Source organism: Herbiconiux gentiana (genome assembly GCF_024978135.1).
GTDB lineage: Bacteria > Actinomycetota > Actinomycetes > Actinomycetales > Microbacteriaceae > Herbiconiux > Herbiconiux gentiana.
In genome coordinates this window covers 663,220-686,699 of sequence record NZ_JANTEZ010000001.1, presented here as the reverse complement: position 1 = coordinate 686,699, position 23,480 = coordinate 663,220, and the positions used below count along the sequence as shown (strand labels likewise).

Annotated in this window: 25 protein-coding genes; 13 read left to right on the top strand and 12 right to left on the bottom strand. The window is 61.5% G+C overall.

What is annotated here, in order from left to right; all coding sequences use genetic code 11:
* Positions 1 to 79 precede the first annotated feature (79 nt).
* From NVV95_RS03110 to NVV95_RS03100, 3 genes are all read left to right on the top strand, one after another.
* Entirely contained in the window at positions 80 to 811 is a 732-nt protein-coding gene (locus NVV95_RS03110) for an SDR family oxidoreductase (protein WP_259485070.1), read from the top strand.
* Between the two features lie 200 nt (positions 812 to 1,011).
* Positions 1,012 to 1,974, top strand: a complete 963-nt coding sequence (locus NVV95_RS03105) for a virulence RhuM family protein/type II toxin-antitoxin system death-on-curing family toxin (RefSeq protein WP_259485069.1) — start codon at positions 1,012 to 1,014, stop codon at positions 1,972 to 1,974.
* 25 nt (positions 1,975 to 1,999) lie between these two features.
* Positions 2,000 to 2,158, top strand: a complete 159-nt coding sequence (locus tag NVV95_RS03100) for a hypothetical protein (protein WP_259485068.1) — start codon at positions 2,000 to 2,002, stop codon at positions 2,156 to 2,158.
* Between the two features lie 85 nt (positions 2,159 to 2,243).
* Here NVV95_RS03100 and NVV95_RS03095 read toward each other — a convergent pair whose 3' ends face one another.
* From NVV95_RS03095 to NVV95_RS03080, 4 genes are all read right to left on the bottom strand, one after another.
* Positions 2,244 to 2,636 carry a hypothetical protein gene (locus tag NVV95_RS03095; RefSeq protein ID WP_259485067.1) on the bottom strand — a complete coding sequence of 131 codons (393 nt, stop codon included), beginning with the start codon at positions 2,634 to 2,636 and terminating at the stop codon, positions 2,244 to 2,246.
* A gap of 8 nt (positions 2,637 to 2,644) precedes the next feature.
* The gene (locus tag NVV95_RS03090) at positions 2,645 to 2,863 is read right to left on the bottom strand and encodes a type II toxin-antitoxin system HicA family toxin (RefSeq protein ID WP_259485066.1); all 219 of its coding nucleotides are present in this window, start codon (positions 2,861 to 2,863) and stop codon (positions 2,645 to 2,647) included.
* Between the two features lie 145 nt (positions 2,864 to 3,008).
* Positions 3,009 to 3,485, bottom strand: coding sequence for a HipA N-terminal domain-containing protein (locus NVV95_RS03085; RefSeq protein WP_259485065.1), 477 nt, complete (start codon positions 3,483 to 3,485; stop codon positions 3,009 to 3,011).
* Positions 3,469 to 3,714, bottom strand: a complete 246-nt coding sequence (locus NVV95_RS03080; protein ID WP_259485064.1) for a helix-turn-helix domain-containing protein — start codon at positions 3,712 to 3,714, stop codon at positions 3,469 to 3,471. Before NVV95_RS03080 ends, NVV95_RS03085 begins: the two co-directional genes overlap by 17 nt.
* Before the next feature lie 132 nt (positions 3,715 to 3,846).
* Between NVV95_RS03080 and NVV95_RS03075 the strand changes: the two genes are divergently transcribed.
* The 4 genes from NVV95_RS03075 to NVV95_RS03060 all read left to right on the top strand — a co-directional run bounded on the left by NVV95_RS03075 (position 3,847) and on the right by NVV95_RS03060 (position 7,000).
* Positions 3,847 to 4,170 (top strand): nucleotide pyrophosphohydrolase, encoded by a 324-nt coding sequence (locus NVV95_RS03075; RefSeq protein WP_259485063.1) that lies wholly within the window; start codon positions 3,847 to 3,849, stop codon positions 4,168 to 4,170.
* A complete protein-coding gene (locus tag NVV95_RS03070) occupies positions 4,157 to 5,935 on the top strand; it encodes a DNA/RNA helicase domain-containing protein (protein ID WP_259485062.1) in 1,779 nt (592 codons plus the stop codon). The genes NVV95_RS03075 and NVV95_RS03070 overlap by 14 nt, the downstream gene beginning before the upstream one ends.
* 237 nt (positions 5,936 to 6,172) lie before the next feature.
* Positions 6,173 to 6,550: a hypothetical protein gene (locus NVV95_RS03065; RefSeq protein WP_259485061.1), complete on the top strand. Its 378-nt coding sequence runs from the start codon at positions 6,173 to 6,175 to the stop codon at positions 6,548 to 6,550.
* Positions 6,551 to 6,760: 210 nt separating this feature from the next.
* Positions 6,761 to 7,000, top strand: a complete 240-nt coding sequence (locus NVV95_RS03060) for a hypothetical protein (RefSeq protein ID WP_259485060.1) — start codon at positions 6,761 to 6,763, stop codon at positions 6,998 to 7,000.
* 73 nt (positions 7,001 to 7,073) lie between these two features.
* On the opposite strand, the gene NVV95_RS03055 is transcribed toward NVV95_RS03060, so the two are convergent.
* Both NVV95_RS03055 and NVV95_RS03050 read right to left on the bottom strand, forming a co-directional pair.
* Positions 7,074 to 7,517 (bottom strand): very short patch repair endonuclease, encoded by a 444-nt coding sequence (locus tag NVV95_RS03055; RefSeq protein WP_259485059.1) that lies wholly within the window; start codon positions 7,515 to 7,517, stop codon positions 7,074 to 7,076.
* Positions 7,518 to 7,546: 29 nt separating this feature from the next.
* Entirely contained in the window at positions 7,547 to 8,647 is a 1,101-nt protein-coding gene (locus NVV95_RS03050; RefSeq protein WP_259485058.1) for a DNA cytosine methyltransferase, read from the bottom strand.
* Between the two features lie 255 nt (positions 8,648 to 8,902).
* Between NVV95_RS03050 and NVV95_RS03045 the strand changes: the two genes are divergently transcribed.
* The 5 genes from NVV95_RS03045 (at position 8,903) to NVV95_RS03025 (ending at position 17,701) form a co-directional block, all read left to right on the top strand.
* The gene (locus tag NVV95_RS03045; protein ID WP_259485057.1) at positions 8,903 to 10,369 is read left to right on the top strand and encodes an ATP-binding protein; all 1,467 of its coding nucleotides are present in this window, start codon (positions 8,903 to 8,905) and stop codon (positions 10,367 to 10,369) included.
* On the top strand, positions 10,366 to 13,107 hold the full coding sequence (locus tag NVV95_RS03040; RefSeq protein ID WP_259485056.1) for a Z1 domain-containing protein: 2,742 nt from the start codon (positions 10,366 to 10,368) through the stop codon (positions 13,105 to 13,107). Before NVV95_RS03045 ends, NVV95_RS03040 begins: the two co-directional genes overlap by 4 nt.
* Positions 13,104 to 14,048 (top strand): PD-(D/E)XK motif protein, encoded by a 945-nt coding sequence (locus NVV95_RS03035; RefSeq protein ID WP_259485055.1) that lies wholly within the window; start codon positions 13,104 to 13,106, stop codon positions 14,046 to 14,048. Before NVV95_RS03040 ends, NVV95_RS03035 begins: the two co-directional genes overlap by 4 nt.
* A 17-nt stretch (positions 14,049 to 14,065) precedes the next feature.
* Positions 14,066 to 16,132, top strand: coding sequence for an AIPR family protein (locus NVV95_RS03030; protein ID WP_259485054.1), 2,067 nt, complete (start codon positions 14,066 to 14,068; stop codon positions 16,130 to 16,132).
* Positions 16,133 to 16,393: 261 nt separating this feature from the next.
* Complete coding sequence (locus NVV95_RS03025) at positions 16,394 to 17,701, top strand: hypothetical protein (protein WP_259485053.1); 1,308 nt, start codon at positions 16,394 to 16,396, stop codon at positions 17,699 to 17,701.
* Positions 17,702 to 18,065: 364 nt separating this feature from the next.
* Here the strand turns inward: NVV95_RS03025 and NVV95_RS03020 are convergent, their stop codons facing one another.
* Positions 18,066 to 18,455 carry a winged helix-turn-helix transcriptional regulator gene (locus tag NVV95_RS03020; RefSeq protein ID WP_259485052.1) on the bottom strand — a complete coding sequence of 130 codons (390 nt, stop codon included), beginning with the start codon at positions 18,453 to 18,455 and terminating at the stop codon, positions 18,066 to 18,068.
* A gap of 56 nt (positions 18,456 to 18,511) precedes the next feature.
* On the opposite strand from NVV95_RS03020, the gene NVV95_RS03015 reads away from it, so the two are divergent.
* The gene (locus NVV95_RS03015; RefSeq protein WP_259485051.1) at positions 18,512 to 18,916 is read left to right on the top strand and encodes a DoxX family protein; all 405 of its coding nucleotides are present in this window, start codon (positions 18,512 to 18,514) and stop codon (positions 18,914 to 18,916) included.
* A 794-nt stretch (positions 18,917 to 19,710) separates the two neighbouring features.
* Here NVV95_RS03015 and NVV95_RS03010 read toward each other — a convergent pair.
* From NVV95_RS03010 to NVV95_RS02990, 5 genes are all read right to left on the bottom strand, one after another.
* Positions 19,711 to 20,397, bottom strand: a complete 687-nt coding sequence (locus NVV95_RS03010) for an HNH endonuclease family protein (protein ID WP_259485050.1) — start codon at positions 20,395 to 20,397, stop codon at positions 19,711 to 19,713.
* Positions 20,397 to 21,719, bottom strand: coding sequence for an AAA family ATPase (locus NVV95_RS18445; protein WP_375163773.1), 1,323 nt, complete (start codon positions 21,717 to 21,719; stop codon positions 20,397 to 20,399). The genes NVV95_RS03010 and NVV95_RS18445 overlap by 1 nt, the downstream gene beginning before the upstream one ends.
* Positions 21,720 to 21,782: 63 nt before the next feature.
* Positions 21,783 to 22,085 carry a hypothetical protein gene (locus NVV95_RS03000; RefSeq protein ID WP_259485048.1) on the bottom strand — a complete coding sequence of 101 codons (303 nt, stop codon included), beginning with the start codon at positions 22,083 to 22,085 and terminating at the stop codon, positions 21,783 to 21,785.
* Positions 22,086 to 22,169: 84 nt separating this feature from the next.
* Positions 22,170 to 22,769, bottom strand: a complete 600-nt coding sequence (locus NVV95_RS02995; RefSeq protein ID WP_259485047.1) for a hypothetical protein — start codon at positions 22,767 to 22,769, stop codon at positions 22,170 to 22,172.
* A gap of 98 nt (positions 22,770 to 22,867) precedes the next feature.
* Positions 22,868 to 23,404, bottom strand: a complete 537-nt coding sequence (locus NVV95_RS02990) for a hypothetical protein (RefSeq protein WP_259485046.1) — start codon at positions 23,402 to 23,404, stop codon at positions 22,868 to 22,870.
* Between the last annotated feature and the right edge of the window lie 76 nt (positions 23,405 to 23,480).

The following is a 23,480-nucleotide window of genomic DNA, read 5'->3' as shown; positions in this document are numbered from 1 at the left end:
TGCCCTTGACGTCAACGTGAAGTCTTACCCTACAAGACGACGCCGCACCCCCAGCGGCCCCGAAAGGACACCACCACCCATGAACATCTCCGGATCCGTAGCCCTAGTCACCGGCGCCAACCGCGGCATCGGCCGCCGTTTCGTCGACGAACTCCTCGCCCGAGGCGCCGCCAAGGTCTACGCAGCCGTCCGCAACCCCGCCGGCATCCCTGACACCGAGTTCACCGACCCGCGGGTCGAGGTCATCCGCCTAGACCTCCTCGACGACACCTCCATCACGGACGCCGCCACCCACGCCACCGACCTCACCCTCCTCATCAACAACGCCGGCATCACCACGGGCGCCAACCTCCTCGGCGAGAACGACCTGGCCGGCCTCCGCCGCGAGCTCGACACCCACCTCTTCGGCACCCTCAACGTGATCCGCGCCTTCGCCCCCGTGCTCGCGGCCAACGGCGGGGGAGCGATCGTCGACCTCCACTCGGCCCTCTCGTGGTTCTCGATCAACGGCGCCAACGCCTACTCGGTCGCGAAGGCCGCCGAATGGGCGATGACGAACGGCGTGCGCCTCGAGCTCGCCGCCCAGAACACCCTCGTCGTGGGCGTCCACCTCGGAGCCGCCGACACCGACATGATGGCCGGCTACGACGGCCCCATGACGGCCCCGCGCGCGGTCGCGGCCGTCGCCCTCGACGGTGTCGCCTCCGACGCGATCGAGGTCCTGGTCGACGACTGGTCCCGCCTGGTCAAGGCCTCCCTCGCGAACGACCCGTCCGACTTCTACGCCGGAGCCCTCCGCGCGACCGCCTGAGAAGAGCGGATGCTCGGCGCCCCGTCAGGCGCCGAGCACAACCGCTGACCGACCCGCGGGCCATTCGCAGCTCAAGGTCTCGTTAGTGCGGGCATACTGAACCTAGACGGCGATAGCAGAAGTTTCGTCAATTCTCGATAAAGGATGATGTCTCTCGATCGCGGCCGGTTGAGTCGAGCTGACTCGGAGGGAGATACGGAGTGACTGTGCAGCCATCCGGCGAGATCATCCTCTATCAGCGCGCTGATGGTGCGCCCACTATCGAGGTGCGATTCGATGCGGAGACGGTCTGGTTGAGTCAGCAGCAGATCGCTGAGCTGTTTGAGACGTCTCGCACCAATATCGTCGAGCACATTCGACACATCTATCAAGACGGCGAACTCGACGAGGCGGCAACCTGTCGGAAATTCCGACAGGTTCGCACCGAAGGCTCCCGCCAGGTCGCCCGCGAGGTTCCGGTCTACAACCTCGACCTGATCATCTCCGTCGGTTACAGGGTGCGAACCAGCACCGCAACACAGTTCCGAATCTGGGCCACCGAGCGCCTCCGCGAGTACCTCGTTCGAGGCTACACAATCAACCACGAACGCCTGGAGCAACTTGGGTCGATCGTGCAGATATTGACTCGCTCCACCGACGAGCTCGTCGCAGGTGTGGCTGACGTGCTGGCAGGCTACCTTCCTGGGCTCATCCTGCTTCGCGACTACGACCAAGGGCGGGTCGATGCGACGCCTGACACGACTCCCGGATGGGCACTCACCCTCGATGAAGCCCGGGCGGTAATCTCGCAGGTAGCCTCCGAGTTTCCCGACGACACATTCTTCGGCAACGAACGCGGGGATGCGCTGAAGGGCGTGATCGGGGCACTTTACCAAGGGTTCGCTGGGCAGGATCTCTACCTCACGGTTGAGGAGAAGGCGGCGAATCTGCTTTACCTTGTAGTGAAGGATCACCCGCTGTCGGACGGCAACAAGCGCAGCGCGGCTGCGTTGTTCGTCACCTTCCTCGCACGCAACGAATTACTCACGGGTATCGGGGCCGCACCTAGCATCACGAGCAACGCTCTCGCAGCAATTACCCTCATGGTCGCTATGAGTGACCCCCGAGAAAAAGAACTCATGATCGGTCTGATCATCCGAATGATAGTCGAGGGCGCGGCCTGAACTGTCTCCGCTCAGACAGTGCGCGATGGGGGCCCGCATTACCCCCGAGAAACTCGCGAAAAGCATCTCCATCGAGTCGGCCGACGACGCGATCGAGGTCCTGGTCGACGATGGGTCCCGCCTGGTCAAGGCCTCGCTCGCGAACAACCCGTCCGAGTTCTACGCCGAGGCCCTCCTCGCCTGAGAAGAGCGGGTGCTCGACCCCGCCCACCCGTCAACCGACGTGAGGGCGGGCGTCGGCCGCCCAAGTCTCGGGTGACGCTAGCTGGCTACGACGCCTTGCTGAGCTGACTAATCCGTTGAGGTGAAAGCCCGAGCAGCCGAGCCGCATCGGCCTTACTGATGTGCTCCGCCTGCAGAGCCGCAACGGCACGCCGCCGGAGCACTGCCGCGGCCTTCGCGTCTTCACGCGCCCGCGCGTCAGCTTCGTTAGCCTTCGTCCACAGGTCCGCGGCGGCCTCGGGCAGTTCGAGATCGACGGTCACGCTGAGAGTCGCTTCGTCGACGTCGAGCCACAGCGCGGCGACCTCAAGCGCGATCTCATCGATCTCCTTGATCGTCCGAGCCTGCCCGGAGGTACCGAGATCGGGGAACTCGATGTACCACCAGCGCCCATCTCGCCGTGCTCGTGCCTTCACTTCGGCCTTGCCCTTCGTCGCCATATCGTCTCCTATCGCCAGATGTAGGGAGTGTGCGGGAGCTTCTTGATCAAGTCGCCGATGATGCGGGCGGACACCTCACTGTGATGCGGGATGGTGTGCTTATCGTTCGGAGATGACGAGCCTGGAATTCCCCAGACCTCGTGATCGCCCTTCCCTTGTCTGATCAGCACCCACCCGTTGGCTCGCACCGCCTTGATCACATCGCGGTACTTCTGTGGGCGAGGCACGGGCTAAGTCTAGGCCGGGCTTTGCATTGGGGTAAAGGGCAATCTAGAGAACTGCGCGAGCTAAGCGGGCTCGCGGCCGACGTGAGCAGGCAGCTACCCGCGATATCGGATGCGGGTTCACTTAGAGGACTTTGCCGAGAATCGGCTACCTCTCGACCGCGTCCTCACCAGGCAAGACTGGCGATGACGAAGAATCCGCAGCCGCGACCGAGGATCTGGGAGGTGGATCTTCCAGGAGGCGACGAACCTCGCGATCGGTGAGCAGTTCGAGCCCGGGCTCGACGGGCTCCGCCGGGTCGTCGATGTCCCAAATCTGGGCAGCTCCGGCGGTGTCACGGCCGTACCGAGCGAGGAACGCGGGGGTGTCGCCACGTGCCAGACGTCCCTGCGCGAGCATGTAGTCGTACTGGTCCCCTTCCGGGAGGAGCTCCCCGAACCAGTTGCGGCGCCGTGCAGCATGATCTCGACGTTGGGTCGGCGTGAGAGGCACGGCCACCGAAAGCACCGCGCTGTTCGGCCCGAATTGCTCGATGCCCTCTCGCGACGGGACGAAGTCGAAGGTGCGAGCGTCGCCTTCGATGGTGCCGATGACGGTCCCGTAGAGTTCAACTGCCAGCCGCATCGCTGACCTCCCAGGATGCGCTGAGCTCGATCCCAGTGGCGTCAGCCATGGCGAGCAGCCGTCGGAGATAGATGGTCGATGAGCCGGACTCCATCGCACTAACAGTGCTCTGCGTCACTCCCAGCTCCTGGGCCAGCGCGGACTGCGACATTCCTCGAGCCAGTCGCGCCTGCTGAAGCGCCAACCCGAAGTCGGCCGGTGCCCTGAGCCGGGCAGTGTAGGCAGTCATGATGCTCCCTTCTATCGAATTGTCACGATACTGTCATTCCATCGCATTTTCCTGATATTCGCGCTCCATCGAGATATTCTGATATTCGGGGCCGGCCCCGGAGTGGCGAAGTCCCGCTGCTACCCTGACCACATGCCCGCCGATCCCTCCATCCACGAAGCCCTGGCCGCCTTCGTGGCCGAGCGCGACTGGGCCCAATTCCACACCCCCGAGAACCTCGCGAAGAGCATCTCCATCGAGGCAGCCGAGCTGCTCGAGCTCTTCCAGTGGTCACCGGATGCGGATGAGCAGCAGATCCAAGACGAGCTCGCCGACGTGCTCACCTACGCCTACCTCCTCGCGGCCCGCCTCGAGCTGAACCCCGACGACATCGTCCGCGCCAAGCTCGCGAAGACCCGCGAGAAGTACCCCATCGAGAAGTCCCGCGGCACGTCCACGAAGTATGACCAGCTCTGAGATCGTTCGCCTCCCGTTCGATAAGGACGAGGTCGGCGTCTGGGCGCGAAGCGGCGACAAGCGCATCACCAACTGGCCGGTCGTCTACATCCTCGACGACGACACGACCGGCGCGGGCCGGGCATCCGATCGCCGCAAGATCTACGTCGGCGAATCCCTCAACGTAGCCACCCGCATGCGCCAACACCTCGCGAGCATCGAGCGCAGCCACCTCACCAACCTCCGCGTCATCCTCGACGAGACCTTCAACAAGTCCGTCTGCCTCGACCTCGAGTCGTTCCTCATCGAGATGCTCAGCGGCGTCGGCGCCTTCGAGGTGCTCAATCGCAACGACGGCATCGTCAACGCCGAATACTACAACCGCGCCTTCTACCAAGACAGCTTCGACGCCATCTTCGACCGTCTGAAGCTCGACGGCGTCTTCACCCGCACCATCCCCGAGATCATCAACAGCGACCTCTTCAAGCTGAGCCCCTTCAAGTCACTCACCGACGACCAGGCCTTCGCGGTCGAGGGCGTCGTGAAGAGCCTCTTCGACGATCTGCGCAGCAACGACCGCAGCACCACGGTCATCCAGGGCGACCCCGGCACCGGCAAGACCGTCGTCGCGATCTACCTGCTCAAGCTCCTCGCCGACATCCGCGCATCCACACCCCTCGACGCCCTCGACGACGACGGCGACTCCCTCTTCTCCGAGTTCTTCACCGACGATCACCGGATGCTCCTCCGCAACCTCCGCATCGGCTTCGTCATCCCGCAGCAGTCGCTCCGCAAATCGGTGCAGAAGGTCTTTCGCAAGACCCCTGGTCTCGACCCATCGATGGTGCTGACGGCGTTCGAAGTGGGGGAGTCGGCCACTGACTTCGACCTGCTTATCGTCGACGAGACGCACCGCCTGAATCAGCGCGCGAATCAGCCGGCGGCGACTCTCAACGCGAAGTTCCGCGACATCACGACAAAGCTCTTCGGCCACGACGACAAATCGAAGAACCAGCTCGATTGGATCAAGGCCAGAAGCACCCACCAGATCTTCCTGGTCGACCCGGCGCAGAGCGTGAAGCCGGCCGACATCCCCGTCGAGATCCTCCAGCAACTGGTCGCGAATGCGACGGCGGCCGACCACCACCATCCGCTCCTCTCGCAGATGCGTGTGCGGGCGGGCTCTGATTACGTCGGTCACATTCGACTGATGCTCGGCGCTGCCGACAGCTCGGATGCGCCGGCGTCTACGGGGGTCCCCGACTTCGGCGACTACGACTTCCGCATGTTCGACGACGTCTCCGAGATGCGCGCGGAGATCATGCGCCGTAACCGCGAGGTCGGCCTGTCACGCTTAATTGCGGGTTACGCCTGGGAGTGGAAGTCAAAGGGCGACAAGATGGCTCACGACATCGAGATCGGCGAGCTGCGGATGCGCTGGAACAGCACCCAGACCGACTGGATCGCGTCGCCGGGTTCGCTCGACGAGGTGGGCTCGATCCACACGGTGCAGGGCTACGACCTCAACTACGCCGGCGTGATCATCGGCCCCGACCTCCGCCTCGACACGATCACCGGCCGCATCATCGTCGACCGCGCCTCGTACTTAGACAAGAAGGGCAAGGAGGCCAACAAGGCGCTCGGCCGCGTCTACTCCGACGACGACCTGCTCTGGTACATCCAGAACGTCTACGCGGTGCTGCTCACCCGAGGCATTCGTGGCACCTATATCTACGTCCACGACCCAGCGTTGCGGGAGCATTTGCGCCAATTTGTGTCCGGTTAGGAGCGTTCGCAAGCTAGTCCGTTGCGTCTACGTAACCCTGAAGCAACTCCTTAACGACGTCGGTAAGCGTGCGCCCTTGCCGCGCTGCCTTTGCCTGAGCAGCTGAATACAGCTCCGGCGGGATACGAAACGACTTATGCGGCGTCTTTGGCTGGTTGGGCATTGACTCATCGTGCCAGAGTCCCATTCTATTTGAGGCTCTTGCGGGGTGTACATCCACCATATAGAGTAGGTGGTATGACACCTGCATCGGCTTTTGTCTCGGTTCTCGTCCCCGCAGATCTCGCAGAGGCGTTCGAGAATAGGGCGTGGGAACAAGCGTTGTGCGCGGAGGAAGTCCTTATCCGTCTGCTCTCACATTGGGTGAATGAACTCGAGCCGAAGGTCCAGGGGGCGGACTTGCCCGGGACCACACTCGGCGCGTGCGACGTCAAGAAAGACGAATCCGTTTTCCGCCTCTCTGGTCTGCGGTACGGCAACAAACTGCGCCGTTGCCGGAACTGCGGAATCCGCGTTCCCAAGGCGCTTCGAATATTGCCATGGAAAGCCTGCTCGGAGGACTGTGCCGATGAGCTCTGGTTGAAGGCGAATACCACCGACGCAGAGCTCTACTGAGAGTGCCTGTTCATGCGTTCGCGGCGCCGGCCTGACGCGCAATACGCCGCCGTTTGCGCGTGTGATTGCGGCCGTGCAGGTGCAACTCCTGTCGGCGGGTCAAAGATGCAGAAGTCTCGTCAGCGGGCGTGCGCAGAGCCAATGACCCTCTGTGTCTGAACTGGTGGTGCGTTAGAGTCTGACGCATCATCATCGACATCGGGGGACTGGATGGCACGGATCAGATCCATCAGCGAGGGCACGCAGAATGTGCGCGAACATCCAACTGAGGTGGACTGCTCGTTCCAGATCATCCAGTCTGAGCAGGGCTCGATTCTGCATCTCTCGACGTTCGGTTCGGACGAACGTGTTTCTGGCCCCAAGAGCAGTCAGTCCTTGCAGCTGGACAAGCGCTCGGCTGCGCGACTCATCGACGTGATCCGGCTGGCATTCCCTGAACTGACCAACTAACCACGGAGAACTACGCGACTTGAATCGGGCCGGCGGCCCGTTCCCAAGGTCCGCTGCGATCGCAGAACGGCCCCTAACGGATCGGCTGCCCGGCGCGGAGGCTCTCGATCGTGGCCTCAACCATCGAGACGCCCTCCTCCACTGGAACGTGCTCCCAGATGCGTAAGACCCGCCATCCGGCCTCAGTGAGCCTCGCAGTCGTATCCGCGTCCCTCGCTCTGTTCCGTTCGACTTTCTGAATCCAGTAGTCCGAATTCGCACGGGGAGATATGTAGTGTTTAGGGCAGCCGTGCCAGAAGCACCCGTCCACGAATATCGCCAGCTTCAACCGGGTGAACACCAGATCGGCACGGCGCCGGGGGGTCTCCTTCAGCGGGTGGTCCACGCGATAGCGGTACCCAAGGGCGTGCAGACGCCTTCGCATCTCAAGCTCTGGCTTGGTGTCCCTGCGTATGTTCGCCTTCATGGTCGCCAGTGCGCCGGGCGACGACGCCCATGATGCGCTCGACGGTGCCATAGGACAACTCTGAAGCGATCTCGGGGTCGCTACAACCCCCGCCGAGCGAAGCTGCGCTGGGTAGCGAACTCGCGCATGTTGCAGCTCGTGACGTCATAGTCGATGCCCGCGAACGACTTGAAGAGCGCTGAGAAGACCACCTGCGCACCTTCGACCGGCACTGCCATGCCGATCTGCTTGCGCACACTGTCCCGACCTCCTACGAAGTCGAAGGTATCTGGGAACGTCTGAAGTCGAGCCCGCTCGCGATTGGTCAGGGCCCGCGGTTCGTCCCAGTGATACACGTGTGTTCCTCCGCCGCCGGAACCGGTCACCGTGTAAGACGGCTTGTCGCGCTCCAAGCGTCGGTAGATCTGGCTGATCGTTGCCCCGGAGATGTTCAGACGGAGGTGGTCCGGCAACGTCGCGGTGAAGGCATTCTCCCCAGGCTTGATATGCAGAAGTCGTTCGATGACCTGGGATGCCTGGCGTGCCCGCTCGTTGTGCTTGACGTGAGGGCCGATTGGCTCACCTTCGAGACGATGCCCCACCGAATTGTCAATGTCCGCGTACGGCCTCGTGGAAGGCACACGGAACTTCACATCGAGGTCCCGTCTGACGCCCACGATGAGGATCCGGTGACGCTTCTGGGGAAGGCCGTACTGTTCGAAACGATAGAGATGCGGGGTCAGCACATAACCGTCGTGGTCCCCAGCCTCTTCCAGCTCGGCGAGGATCTGCTTGAAGGCTCTGCCATCATTCGAGCTGCGGAGACCGCCGACGTTCTCAGCGACGAACCAGTCAGGCGAAAACTGGTCGAGGACATTCACCCCGTACTTATAGAGCGGGCCGAATGTGCCCGTCATGCCCTTGCGATCACCGACCGAGCTGAAGTCGTTGCACGGAAAGCCGAAAGCGAACCCGTTCACCGGGCTGAGACCAGCGATGTTCAGGGTGCGGACGTCTTGTTCGATCACTGAAGCGGATGTAGCGCCGGGGATGTTCGATCGGTACGTCGCGACCGTGTCTCTGTCGTAGTCATTCGCCCAGGCATGGCGCAGAACCAGGGATTCAATCTCAGCAGCAGCTCTGTGCGCTCCGAGCGCCATTCCCCCAGGCCCGCAGAAGAGCTCTCCCATTTGGAATTCCACGAATTGCCCCTCACAGACGAAACACGATCGGACCAAGTATCAGTCGGCCCTCCGACATCGGATCTCGCCGGTCGTAGACAAGCAGCATATCGCTTCTCCCGCCCACGCCGTCGGACCCCCGCCGCAACCTTCACGGACCTCGGGGCCATCCGGAACCTCGTTAATCAGCCATCTAGATCGACAACCGTATACTGCGATCAGTTGATGTCAGTGACTGCCTCTAGGCTGTGAGTGCATTAGTCGAGGGGGCTTTCTGTGCAGGACGAGATCTTGGTTCCGGGGGTGGAACTACTTGATTCCATGCGTTCGGTCGGCTACTCCTTTCACGCCGCAATCGCGGATCTCGTGGACAACAGCATCACCGCCGAAGCGCGTCAGATCGAGATCATCGGAGACCCAGTCGAATCTCGCTACGTGAGTCTTCTGGACGACGGTCTCGGTATGAGCGCAGACGGTGCTCGTGCGGCTCTGCAACTGGCTGGAAGCGCCCGAGACAGCATGAGGTCCAGCGGCGACCTCGGGCGGTTCGGCCTCGGTCTCAAGACCGCCTCGCTCTCCCAGGCGCGCCAGCTCACAGTGCTCACGAAACGGGACGGCGTCGTCACTGGGCTCCGATGGGACATCGATCACGTTCGCCAGACCGGCGAGTGGTCGTTGATGGTCCTGAACGAAAGGGACTGCTCGACGTTGCCGAACGCGAACGCTCTCCTCGAGCGGGAGTGCGGAACGCTGGTTGTCTGGCAGGAACTCGACTACTTGTTGGGTGCTGCGGCGCGACCGGATCAGGTCATGGCGGAACGGCTGGAAGACCTCAGGGATCACCTTTCTCTGACCTTTCACCGCTTTCTGGACGATGGCACACGCAAGCCGCTCAGGATCCTCGTAAACGGCGTTCCAGTCAAAGCGCTCGATCCTTTCCTCTCGACCAACTCCAGGACGCAGACGTCGCCGGTAGAGCCGCTGAGCATCGGTGGTCAGCGCATCGAGTTCCAGGCCTTCACACTGCCCCATCATTCAGCACTCTCGAAGAGCGAACGCGACCGGTGGGATCTCGGGAACGGGATGCGTGAGCGCCAGGGCTTCTACATCTACCGGAACAAACGATTAATCTCTTACGGCCATTGGTACGGTCTTGCGCGTCGAGAGGAACTGTCCAAGCAGTCCAGGGTCCGCGTGGACATACCGAACACCGTGGATCATCTGTGGCAACTCGACATCAAGAAATCCCGAGCCGAGCCGCCCCAGGCCTTCCGGGTTCATTTCAAGCGGGTGATGGACCAGGTGATCGGCAAGAGCAAGCGCGTGCATACGTTCCGAGGGAGGCGCGAGAGCGACCAGAACGTGGTTCGCCTGTGGAACAAAATCTCTGATAGGGACGGCTATCGGTACGAGATCAACCCTGAACACCCAGTCGTCTCCGCCGTGGCGGATTCTGTGAGAGAGGAGGGCCGGGCTCAGTTCAGGCGCCTTCTGACTGACCTCTCGCAGTCGTTTCCGACTGGAGACCTCTACGTCGAAGCGTCCAAGCGCGCGCCGAGCGTCCGCCCCAGCGCAGATGAGGAGGAGATCCTCACGCGACTTCGCAGCCTCCGTTCGATGGGCACTCTGGGTAGGAGCACTCCTGAGCAGATGACCCAGATGCTGCGATCAGCCGAGCCATTCGATCGCGTTGACAATCTTGGCGAGCTCGTCGGGCTCGTATGGACCGAGGGGGACAAATGACATCAGTCGTAGAAGCCGAGAAGAAGAAACTGCTCGATCTCCTCAATGGCCTAATCCTGAACGAAGAGGCCATCACCTTCGAGGACCTGGAGGCTAATGCGCGTGGACTGGCCGCGATCCTGGCCAAGTCCCTCACGAAGGCGGATGTTGACGATGTAGTAGGACGCATAACGGAGATGCGCAGGGTCGTGCTCGATATTGGCGACGGCGTCGTCGACAACCGAACATTTGAGCCATGGCTGGCGGAACGCAAACCCAACGCGGAGCTTCCGCGGTGGGATGCCTATCGTCAACTCCTAGTTAACCGGGAGTGGGGCCCGAACGTGATCTCCAAACTCGACGCACAGACGGACAAAATCGTCGAACTGATGGGGGATCCGTTGAAGGGAGGCGAGTGGAGCCGGCGCGGGCTCGCTATCGGGGAGGTGCAGTCAGGGAAGACAGCAACGTACGTGGGCATACTGAACAAGGCGATCGACTACGGCTACAAGATTATCGTCGTCATTGGCGGGCACACGGAAGATCTGCGTCGGCAGACGCAACGGCGCATCGACACGGATCTAACTGGGATCGACTCCTCCTACATCCTCGAAAACGTGTCCGAGACGTCACACCGGACGCGCGTAGGAGTGGGCAAGAATACGTCGTTCGGAACTCACGTCCGCACAACAACTCGAACTGACTTCGGTGCCGCAAGCCAGCGAGCGGGCGTCGTCGCCATTGCTGGTGAATCTACTCCGAACGTTTTCGTCATAAAAAAGAACGCAAAGGTGCTTTCCAACCTCACGACCTACTTGACCAGCCAGGGCAAGAACGGACGACTTTCCGATCCACTGGTGGTAATCGACGATGAGGCCGACTGGGCGTCTGTGAATACAAAGTCAGAGGACAATGTCGCCGCAGTTAACAAAGCGATCAGGAGACTGCTGGGGTCGTCGCGGCGGAACTCCTATCTTGGAATCACGGCTACCCCATTCGCCAACATCCTCATCGATGACGAGCTTGAAGAGGATCTGTTCCCGCGCGACTACATTCAGGCCCTCGAAAGCCCGTCGAACTATCACGGCATTGAGCGCTTCTTCGGTGAGACTGCGAACTCCGGCGGGCCGATTCGCACGGAAGTCAATGATTGCTTGGCCGTCCTTCCCTTCAACCACAGGCGAACCGCCCGCCTCGACGAACTTCCTGAAAGTCTGCTGGATGCCATGGCGACTTTCTTCGTCGGCACTGCAATCAGACGGATTCGAGGTGGCGAGGCCAAGCCCGCATCGATGATGGTGAACATCTCAAGGTTCAACGACGTTCAAGAACAAGTCGCAGACCTAGTCGCCGACGCCGTGGATGAGTTCAGACGCGCCATCCTCTCTGAATTCGGACTATCCGGTTCGACAACCGGTGAAAGCCCGGAGGCCACAAGGCTTCGGGAAGCGTTCGAACGCGAGTACTCGACTGAAGTTGCATGGCAGTCAGTTCGCACCGAGCTGCTTACCTCCGCACCTGAGGTGCGAGTCGAACTCGTGAACAGCAGGACGATGTCCGCGCGGAACAAGCGGATGAATGAGCTGTCGAGAGACGAGCGGACGAAGGAGGACCTGCAACCAAAGATCTTCGTGGGCGGAGATGTGCTTGCGCGAGGACTGACCCTGGACGGCCTTCAGGTGAGTTATTTCGTGCGCCGAGCCGGGGCCGCGGACACTCTGCTGCAGATGGGTCGATGGTTCGGCTATCGACCCGGTTACGGCGATCTGGTGCGTGTATGGATGGACCCCGACGTCGTGGATCTCTTCAAGTACGTGGCGGAGGTGTCGGAGGATTTGCGAAGTTCACTGAAGCAGATGAACGCACTCGACATGACGCCCAGCCAATTCGGTCTGAAGATGCAGCGGCACCCCGAAGCCTTCATGATCACAGCAGCGAACAAGCGCCAGCATGGGGTTGAGGTGCAGGGGGACGTAAACATCCATGGTGCGCGATTCGAGTCGCACTCCCTTTCGATCAAACCAAGCGATAGGAAACGAAACTTGGACGCGGCCAGGGCACTTGCAGACGAGGTGACGGCCATCGGCGCAGCCGCGGATGATCGTGAGAACAAGAACGTGTGGGTGGGTGTCCCCGCGGATCTCGTGCACAGATTCTTCATGGGGTTTCGCGGTCACGATTCCGACATCTACTTCGGGGCAGGCACCACGGGCAGACACGCGCAACTTGCGGCGTACCTCTCGGACGCGCAGAACAGCGATGAGTGGGACGTGGGGTTCGTGAGCGGATCAAGTGACGTAGTCACGCTTTCGAGGTCTCTCGAGTTCAAGAGCAGTGTTCGAAACCGTATGGAACCCCGCGCTCCTACCCAGGTGGCACTCGGAAACCGAAGAGTCGCAGCGGGCAACGACCTCAAAAACTCCTTACCTCGAGACCTGGTGACGGAACTGGAGGTCGGGTTGAAAGAGGGAGAGAAGCTGGCTGAGACAGCACTGATCAGAAATCTTGTGGTCAGGCCCCTCCTGCTCGTTTTCGCGCTCGTCACGACTCCGGACTCCCGAAAGCCACCGACGTTGGCTATTGGTAGCGATGATCCCCTGATTGCCGTACTTGTGGCGTTTCCGGCACTGCCCCTGGACGTCGAGGCCACGATCATGCAAACCAAACCCACGCGTTTCGTGGCGAATAAGGTCTTCGTGCGAGCGAACCTCGGACTGCCTGTGACCGAAGAGGACAACGAAGATGAGGACGACCAGTGAATTCTGACGAGGCACTTGTCGCGGTGCTCGGCCAGGGCGCCAACCAGGTCATCAAGCTCACTCATCCGTGGTTGAACGTGCTCGCTCAGAATCTCGCTGGAAAGCCTGCGCTGGTGGTGGAGCTGCCGCACCCGCCGGGCTACTTCATCGACGGCGGAAAAGGTTTCTCCGTCGAGATCGGCTCCGGGAACGCCGCGCTACCTCACTTCATCCGCATCGCATCCTACGAGGCCGAGGTGTCGCCTGCATTCGCTGCGCTGACGAGGCACCTACTGGAGCAGAGCTCGCGGGCGCTGGACTTCGATTCCAGCGTAAGCGCTTTCTACGACGCTCTGGAAGAGTTCAGAGAGTTCCTCTCGAGACCCCGACGAGCACTCGGCGAGGATGCCATCCGGGGTCTAATGGCGGAGTTGCTGATCCTGGAGTCGATCCTGGAACCCGGGGAGGACCCGGAAAGTGCCTTGCGATCCTGGAACGGGCCGTTCGGGAACAGCAAGGACTTCATCTTCCCGTCTGGGCACTGTGTTGAAGTGAAGTCCGCGCGTCGCCCCACCATGCACGTCACGATCTCCAGCTTGCAGCAATTGGAAGCACCCAATGTGACGCTTCAGCTGGCCGTTGTGCCGCTGGAACGGGCCCAGCCAGCATCTCCTCAAGCTCGGTCACTGCTCGATGTGGTGGCATCGATCGAAGCATTCATCGATCACCGCCCGCCCGCTCGGAAGCTCTGGGCGGTCGCGCTCGACACCATCGGGTTCGATGTCAGCGACCCCTTCTATGAACCGTGGTGGTTCGTCCTCGGAGACACTCTCGCCTTCGATGTGACCTCGAACTTTCCGCGAATCGAGTCGTCATCCGTGCCCAAGGGGATTACCGCGGTCACGTACCACTTGAACGTCAGCGAACTCGAACCGTTCGCGGCGACTCTGAAACTCAACTGAGCGTCACAGGGGGATAGATGTCATTCGAAGATGATCTCAGAGACAGCATCGCCATCCGGGCTGAAGGCTCCTCGAGCTTCCGGATCCAGGCGTTCGCTGAGGAGCTGGCTGAGAGGCTCGAGGTTGCGGAAGTGGTCTTCGACGTCTCGGTCGAATCGTTGCGTTGCACGGGTCGCAACCGACGTAACCTCGAGCTGCTCGGGTATGCGGAGGATCCCGCAGATGACTCACTGGTGATCCTTGTGGGTTCATACTTCGATTCCCCTGGGGCTGTCCTCAACATGACGGAGGCGAAGCGCGTCTTTGGCGCAGGTGCGGGGTTCCTCGAGCAGTCGGCTGACGGTTGGCTTGGAGACAATCTCGAGATCAGTTCGAAGGAAGCAGAGTATTCGATCTACTTCAAGAAGCATTTCTCCCGTTTCGAGCGCATCAAGTTCATCTTGATCACGGACGCCACGATGAGCAGCACAATCAAGGCGATCCCAAGTGATGAAGTGGCAGGAAAGCCAGCGTCCTACTCAATCTGGGATCTTCGTCGATTCGAAGAGCTCGCGAATTCGGACAGTGGCCGAGATGACATCCACGTCGACTTGACCACGTGGCTACCGGACGGACTGCCGTGCCTGGAAGGCGCGGAGAGCGGCCAGCACGCGCGGAGCTACCTCGCGGTTCTACCAGGGCGTCTGCTGGCAGATGTGTTCAGGGAGTACGGGAGCCAACTCCTGGAGTCGAACGTGCGGACCTTCCTGAGCGCTCGTGGAAAGGTCAATAAGGGCATCCAGTACACCCTGGCGCAGGAGCCCGACATGTTCCTCGCGTACAACAATGGGCTCACCACGACGGCGACGGGAGTGACACTGGAGAGACGGGGTGGCGCAGCGTTCATCACCGCTATCGACAACTGGCAGATCGTGAACGGAGGGCAGACAACGTCATCGCTCGCGTACTTCATGAGACAGGCCAAGGATCGTTCTCTTGATGGCGTCTTCGTGCAGATGAAGCTCGTGACTGTGGAACCCGATCAAGCTGCGGATCTCGTGTCGAAGGTCTCCCGGTTCGCCAACAGCCAGAACAAGGTCAGCGAAGCAGACTTCTTCTCGAACAGCCCATTCCACGTGCGCCTGGAGCAGATCAGTCTCCGACTCAAGGCGCCTGCGCTCGAAGGGATGCAATTCGGGACAGGTTGGTTCTACGAACGAACGCGAGGGCAGTATGAGAACACCCGCAATGCGCGAACAGCCTCGGAGCAAAAGCGGTTCGATCTCGAGTTCCCGAAGAGCCAGAAGATCATGAAGACGGACTGGGCGAAGTACGCGTTCGCTTGGGGGAAGCGGCCCCACGACGTGAGCAAAGGTGCTCAGAGCAACTTCATGGCGTACGCGGTCGAGGCGGACGCTATCTGGGACAACAACGATCAGGCCATCAATGACGCGTACTTCCGCACGAACGTGGCCAAGGTGATCATGTTCAATCAGCTCCGCGCTGCAGTCATGAAGTCGCCCTGGTATGGCACGGGCTATCTCGCCAACATCGTGGCATACGCGATGTCCAAGTTCGCCTTCGAGATCGAGGCGCAGTTCCCCAGCAGTCGGTTCGACTTCGATGCAGTGTGGAACCGGCAGTCCCTCAGCGCCGAGACCGAAGAAGTGCTGCTGGAGATCGCCAATCTCATGCAAAAGGTGCTGACTGATCCGGGACGCCCTCAGTCCAACGTCACCCAATGGGCCAAACAGGTTGCGTGCTGGGATTCAGCAAAGGACTCTCCGTTCGTGCTGCCGCGAGGGATCGAGGTAGACCTGGTCTCGCGATCAGACGAGAAGACCGCGCAGGTGGCCGCGCGCAGGGAGCGACAAGTGGATTCCGGGTTCGAGGCCATCGGTCGCGTCCTTAAGGTGAAGCCTGACGTCTGGTCGACGGTGCTACGCGAGGGTGTTCGGGGTGGGCTCATCAGTCCCACCGAGCGGGGCATCATCGAGCGAATTGCGGTTCCAGGGACCGTGCCGACTGAGAGACAGGCGGCGCGAGCCCTGCTCGCACTGGAACGCAGCGCAGAAAACGCGCTCATATCGCACGACGCGTACTGAGGTCGTTTCCAGTGACGGTCAACGAGGCGACCGGGGGCATCCAGCCCTGAAGGTGGGCCGAGTGGCCTTGGAGTGAGATGGTCGTGGATGCGCCGTGTGCGGTCTTCTGGAGGTTCCCAGGAAGGACAGGCGGCGGATGAGCCGCAAAGGCCGAGCTTTCCCCGAGGTGACCATCGATTCTCCTCAGCCTGCGGCCCATAGGTGGCTCCCGACGTCCGAGGCACGGCCTATTGTGAGAGGGACCTTCGAGAGGATCTACACATGACGGATACCAGCCAGAATGTCCCGGTGTGGGCACTCGCGACGCAGGAGATCGTCGTTCCGGACATTCTCGGCCAGGATGTCATGACGCCGGGCCGGCTCGGGGAGTTGCGGACTGCCCTGGCTGCGCTGGCGGCCGCTCCGATCGCAACCCTGGAAGCGCATCCGGTGTCGGCGCGACTCGACCGAACCGGAGGACTGCCGCTTCACGGGGCGAGTCCGTTGGCGCAGCAGCTGTCGCAGCTCGTCGCCCAGACCTCGAAGTCGGCGTCGGGGGCCGTTGAAGTCGGGGCTACTGGGGAAGTCCTCTACCGAATGGTTGTCCCGGCGAAGTTCGCTGCGGAGTTCGGCAAGGGGCTGGTGAAGCCGATGGTGGCGAAGGGTGTGGCGGGCGGCATCCGAAGCGCGCTCACGGATTCGTCCGGCATCGTTGCAGGCGCAGCGTTCGTTCCGGTCGGAGGCAAGGCGGCGGTCTCGGGAGTAGCCGCCGCCGGCGCCGCGACCGCCGGAGCCGTCACGGTGGGAGCCGCGCTGACCGTCGCGGCTCCGCTCGTGCTCATGGCGGTGGCGGTGGGTATCACTATTTACGTCGAGCAGGAGCGCCAGAAGGCGATTGAGCACATCACCGAGCTGCTCGAGAAACTGCACGAGGACAAGCTCGACGAAGAGCGGAACGAGCTCGACGGTTGCCGGGACCCCGTCGACAAGGCGACCTCGATCCTCCTCGACAAGGGGCGAATCGGCATGTCCCTCGGTCTTGACTCAGCAGTGCACGCCATCAGCATCGCCATCGAGCGCACCAGGCGACGCCTCAATAAGTGGCAGCAGGCAATTGCGGCGGTCCCTGACGGTCCGATCGAGGTTTCGGTGCTCACAAAGACGTTCCCCGGCATAAACAAAGAAGGTGGCGAGTTCCGCGCGCACCTCGAGCTCGCTCAGCTGGCCATCGCCCTGAAGCGCCGCGTGATGATCCTGCAGGCGGTCGAGCACGCCCAACTCGAGGGCGCCGACCATCTTTTCGAAACCTTCGTGCGCACCCTGCACGACGACGAGTGTCGGCTCAACGAACTGACCTCCGGGATCACGTCGCTTCTTCTCCAACTGTCAACCCTCGAGCTGAAGCGCCCGGGCGGTTTCAGGAGCCCGATGTTCACCGGCGGCGAAGTTGACGAACTACTGCAGGTCTCCTACCGCCTTCGTGCATTCGGTGACGATGTCAGCCTCTCCGGTTCGGAGTCTGATGTGGCGATCGACATCGAGCGTCACCGAGATGGCTCGCTGGTGGTGTTTCCAGCGCGGGCCGTCTGAGCCTTCCGGTCACAGCACGGGCTATTCAGGTCTCCGATCGCGAGCGATTACTTGAAAGTCTTCGATGGAGCGCTAGTCGGTTGCTTGAAGGTCGGAGTCGAGAGCAGCGTGACACTGCTCTCCCGGCCCTCGAGTCGCGCGATCAGATCCGTGGTCAGCCAGGTCTCGGCGTAGAGGAGTTGTTAGCTGAAGGAGATCACCGAGCCAACATAGTCCGGATCACGCGCACCACATCCGCCGCATACTCAAGCGGTGCCTCGCCCATCGCCCAAGACTTCACGTCGTGCTGTTCTTCGCGAGTCTGCGTGACTAAGACGACGCGTGCGCGGCTCTGCTGGTCTTATTCGTCGAGCTACTCACCTTCTCAGAGGACGGGACCGCGGTGGATGTGATCCTCGTCGCCGGCTTCTGCCGAGGCGGCGTCGATGTTCTGCACCGCCCAGTCGGCGAGGGCGATCGCGTGGGGGAGCAGGGTGAGGGCCTTCGGGGTGAGCTCGTACTCGACCCGGGGCGGCACCTCGGGGTAGGAGGTGCGGGTCACGAGGCCGTCTTCGGCGAGGTGGCCGAGGGTGCGGGTGAGCATCCGTTGGGAGATGCCCGGGACGGTGCGCTGGAGGTCGGTGAAGCGCAGGCGGGTGTCGTGGAGAGTGGCGATCACGAGTAGGGACCACTTGTCGGCGACGCGGTCGAGCAGGGCGCGGATGGCTCGGCCCTGGTCGCCTCGGATCAGGCAGACCTTCTCGTAGTCCGACATCCGTTCGCCCCTTCGTTACACGCGTGTGCCTTTTGTAAGGCGGATCGAAAGCGCTCATGCTTGCGATGCTCACTGATCGTAACCATCGGAAGAGGTTCGCCATGTTGATCGCCTACTGGATCGTCGCCGGGCTGCTGGCCGTGTTCTACGTGTACTCCGGGGGGATCAAGGCGGTGCGGTCGAAGGAGGCGCTGCGGCCGATGATGGGGTGGGTCGATGACATGCCGTTCGGTGTCGTGCGGGCTATCGGTGTAGTTGAGGTGGTCGGGGCCGTCGGGCTCATTGTGCCGTCGCTTCTCGGGGTCGCTCCATGGCTCGCCTTTGCCGCAGCTGTCGGGCTCGTTCTCGTGCAGGTGGGGGCGGGGGTTGTGCACCTTCGGCGTGGGGAGAACGTGTGGATGAATGGAGTGCTCGCTGTCGTCGCCGGAGTGGTGGTGTGGCTGGCGACGGTCTGGTTCTGAATCGCAATTGTGTGCGACCGCCGCCATGCTGCCTAGGTTGCAGATCGATCCGGGTTATCGGTGTACGAAGCGACGCAGTGCATGGGTCCAGGTTGCGGCCCAGAAGGCCCATGCGATCAGGACCAGGCCGAGGGTCATGCACACCTCGGGTACGATCTGGGCGATGGAACCGGCGATTGCGTGGGGTGGCCTCGGCCGATGGAAGATCACGGTCAGCCACTCCGTCGGTGACCAGGGCCAGGCGGCACCGATCGTTGTGAGCACGAGCCCGTGATGAAGACCTGGCGAGCTGCCAGGCGCGGGGGTATGGGCGTTCCGTTTTGTTCGGGGCAGCGGTCGTAGAGCCTCGGCAGAACGCCTTCACGTCCGGGCCCAAGCGCGAACGACTGGATCGGACGCAACGTTGTCATAAGTCAGGCGAGCGGAGTTCTGCTGATACCAGCCGCTTGAGTCAACGCTTCGAGCTCAGTTGTCACACAAGGGTCACGTCTCCGAGTGCAGTTATGTCGGAGCCGGACACACGCGCGTCGGTAAAGTGATTTAGACGATTCTGCGCACGAACTGCGCGCGTTCGTCCAAGGTTCGGGGAGTAGCCTTCGGAAAGGTCTGGAGCTACTTGCGTCGGTATTGGCGCCGCCCGGCCTTGATGGCGAATGTTCAGCATCTAGCGGCCCTTTGAATGCAACCGTTCACCGTCTGCATTCGGGATTGACGCTCCTATTCGGAGAACGGCAGGTCATTCCAGTTGTGGCGCGGCTCGAGCTGAATCGGAGAATTCCGGCACCTAGACCGGCTTACAGACGATCGGCAATGGATAGAAGGACTGCTCCGAATTCGGCAGATTCTGCATCCTTACGGAGCCTTCCGATGATCTCTATACGCATCGCATGCGTCAGGCCACGATGCTTCCTGCGCTGCTGCTCAATTTGTTGAATACGAGCGGCGAGAACTGCCTTCCTGGCAGAAACTAGATGATCCGCATTTAGGTTCAGTGTCTCTTTTATGACGGCGTCAGCCGTATGGGGAAGGCCTAGCGCTACCGTTGCATATCCAGCTCGGTCCACGTTGACAAGCGCGGGAAGCGGCCAGGACTTCGGATTTCGGAACACCGCACAGATTTCGCGCCCCGCCTTTGACTTGTCACAGCAATACGACGCCCCGGCACGCTCATTCCCGTCGCAACAGAGGAGAAGGTTCTTCCAGCTCGTCGGTGCTTTGTCCTGCTTCACCGTTCCGCTTGCCTCTTCGCAATCCCCGTCCCATAGATCACTGCTTTGAGGATGGAAATGTTCAATCCTGGTCCGGTGGTCGGGTTTCGACGGATCCTTCAGCCGGCGTTCGCAGTATGCGCATCGGCGAGACTGTTGCTCCCACAATGCGCGGCGGATCGCCGTGTCGGACGACAACTGAGAAAAATCAGCTCCCTCACTGCGCAGCTTTACATAGCTCTGGGGCGGCGAGACGAACTTGATTCGCTGCATCAGTCGTCCAGGTCGTAGAAGGATATTTCTGCATCGGCGTCCGCGAGCTTCGGTACATTTGCGATCCCTCCCAGCTCGTCATCCAGCAACTCCCGCAGTCGGTGGGCCTCAGGAGTAAGGCCATTGCCGGCGTTTACCAACGAGACATATCGATCGAGTTGTTCATTCACCTCAAGGTTCGGCTCGGGGCGGGTGCCGAGAATCCGATCCATGATCACGTCGCTCCTAAGCCCGGCCGAATAGTCGACAAGCCGCACGACGTTGCCGTCAACTATTCTGATGCTTTCAGCTTCGACCGTTGACAACACCTGCGGACTGTGTGTGGTCACGATGAACTGGACTCGCGGAAAGGTCTTTCTCAGTTGCGGGAGAATTCGCTGTTGCCACAGCGGGTGGAGATGCAAGTCGATCTCGTCGATCAGAACGACACCAGGGGCTGCCTGCAGAAGATCATGAGCGCCGATGCCCGGATTAGCTCGAGCGATCCGGCTCACCAAGTCAATAACCAGGCCCGCGGCGATCTTGATGCCGCTGGATAAATATGAGAGAGGCAAGGTCCCGTGAGCGTTGTGGCTGAATGTCAGCTCCTCCACGATAGGACTCCATTCTGGGGAGTGCCATCCGGTCCCGCTCAAAATAGTGTCGCTCGCGAGGGTGATAGCCGCCAGCTGACTGCTGGCCGCTTCTGCGTCCTGCCCACGGCGGTCAGCAACAAATTCAGCCAAAGTCAGGGCTTTTATGTAGCTAGACAGGCGGGAAAGATCCGACCGACCGTCAAGTGCAGAATCGTATGCACCTGAACGTGATTTCTGGATAGTTCCTGCTGCCCTGCGAACGCTGAGAAGTCTTTCGACTCCGTACAAGGCGATGACTGGCAAGAGGGTTTCGCGGTCTCTATTGGCAGAGCTGGACCAAATCTCAGCCGCGCGTTGCCCAACATGAGTATTTCGATCTGACCACGAGGTTCGGCCACCGGCGGTCTGTCGAACCCGCCGCCACCATGCGCCCTCCCCCCCCAGCGTCCCCTCAATCTTTGCTGAGACTGGAAATGACCGCTCCATGCGGGCTACGCCAGCTCGAGAGTCGAGGTCGTGTGCGACCTCCCTTGCGTCGTCTAACGTGAAGCCTCGCGTCGGTCCCGAGAACTCTCGAAGAACCGTCGAAAGCATGATCGCAATTGAGTCTAGGATGGCCGTCTTCCCGGCTCCATTGATCCCGACCAAGACAGACAATGAGGGGTGAAAATCGATCGTTAGGGATTCAAAGCATCTGAAGTTTTGCAACGTCAAGCTATCAACGTGCCAATCGCCTGGTTGCGCCATGCTGGTCAGCGTAGAGCACTAAGGGTTACCACTCTCTTATTGATTAGCGAGCCGAGTATGTGTCTATAGCCGATACCGCTCCGTGCGCATGATGGAGCTCTGGACGACGTCGAGTCCGATGGTGAGCAGTGTGTCGCCGGTCTCGGCGGCCGCGATGTAGAGCGGGTCGATTGCGTAGGGCGGTGAGACGGTCTTCCTGAGGAGTAGCCCGTAGGCGAGGTGCACCTTGCCGCCGGCGCCGAGCGCGGGCGCCGGTGTCGTGGTGGTCCAGGCGATCAGGGGTGTGAAGGAGGTCTTGGGAGTGAGGTCTTCGCCGTCGGCGAGGGTGTCGGGGTCGACGCGCCGGCCGCGGGAGTCGGTGACCAAGGCCAGGGCGGCACCGGTCGTTGAGCACGAGGCCCGTGCTGAAGATCTGGCGCGCTGCAGGCGCGGGGGGTAAGAGCGTTCCGTTCAGTTCGGGGCGGAGGTCGAGGAGTCTCGGCAGAACGCCTTCACGTCAGGGCCCAGGCGCGAGAACTCGGACTCGAACGCCAGATCGTCGGGAGCCAGTGAGCGGAGTCGCGCCGATTCTGGCCGCTGGATCAACGCTTCGACCTCAGTAGTCACAGCAGGGGCCACGTCTTCGAGCGCAGCTCGGTCGGAAGTGAACATCTGAGCATCGGAGAGGTAGGTGTACGCGGTGCTGCTCACGAACTGCACGCATTCGTCGATCGGGTTCGGGGCGTAGTCGCCGGGAAGCTCTGGGATCACCTGCGTCGGTGACAGCGTGACCTCGGCTTGGATGGCGACATCTTCGACAGTCTGGCGTGGTCCGATCGCGAACCAGTTGCTGTTCTGCACGAGCCATTGGTTGTCGGGGTCGATGGCCCAGTCCTGAAGGGCCACCAAGCTGGCGGTCCGTGAGTCGAAGACTCGGATCTGAGTGATCGATCCAGCGCTGTCGACGCAGATCGTTCCTCTCATAGAGGCCTCGTGGTAGACGTCGTCGTAGAGCGGCAGGGCGCGGACGCACAGAAGTGCGACTTCGAGTTTCGCGAGCTCAGCGGCCAAGTCGCGCGGGGTAGGGGCCACCGTGCTGGTGCACGATGAGCAGACGAGCACCGCGAGCGAGATCGCTCCCGCCGCGGTGGCTCTGCTGCCGCGGCATTTCAATGCCAAGCGATCATTCCAGCGGTCATCAGGCCGGTCGCGTAGGCCTTGAGCTTCTGGTAGCCGAAGACGTTGCCCCAGGAGACGTTCTTCGCTCCGCTCTTGCCGCAGCCGACGCCGAAGTAGACAGGCGAGGTCGCCGAGTTGTAGCCGAGACCTGATACACAGGCTTGCGACCGCGAGAACGGTGCGACCGACCAGGTGTAGCCGGCCATTGCTCCTGGTGAGCCGACGTAGGCGCAGGTGGCCTGAGACACAGGACCATAGCCGCCGAAGGGCGGGAAGGATGCCGTGCTGCCGCAGCGGTCGGTCCCCAGGATTTGGCCGTCTCCTCCGGTGATGGTGCCGTCACTGTGGATGACGGGATCATTCGGATCGATCGGCTCGACCTGCACCGGGGGTGCGACTTCGGCATCGAACGGAGTGTTCGCGGAGGCAGCGACGGGCGCGATTGACATCGCTGCGCATGTGACGGCTATGGCAGTTGCGATGTACAGGCGGACGCGCCTGGTGCGGGCAGTGGGGAATGTGATCATCGTTGACCCTTCGGCTGGAAACCGCCGCGTTGGTTGTCCGTTCCCCGGATGATGATCACAGTAGGGTAGTGATGAA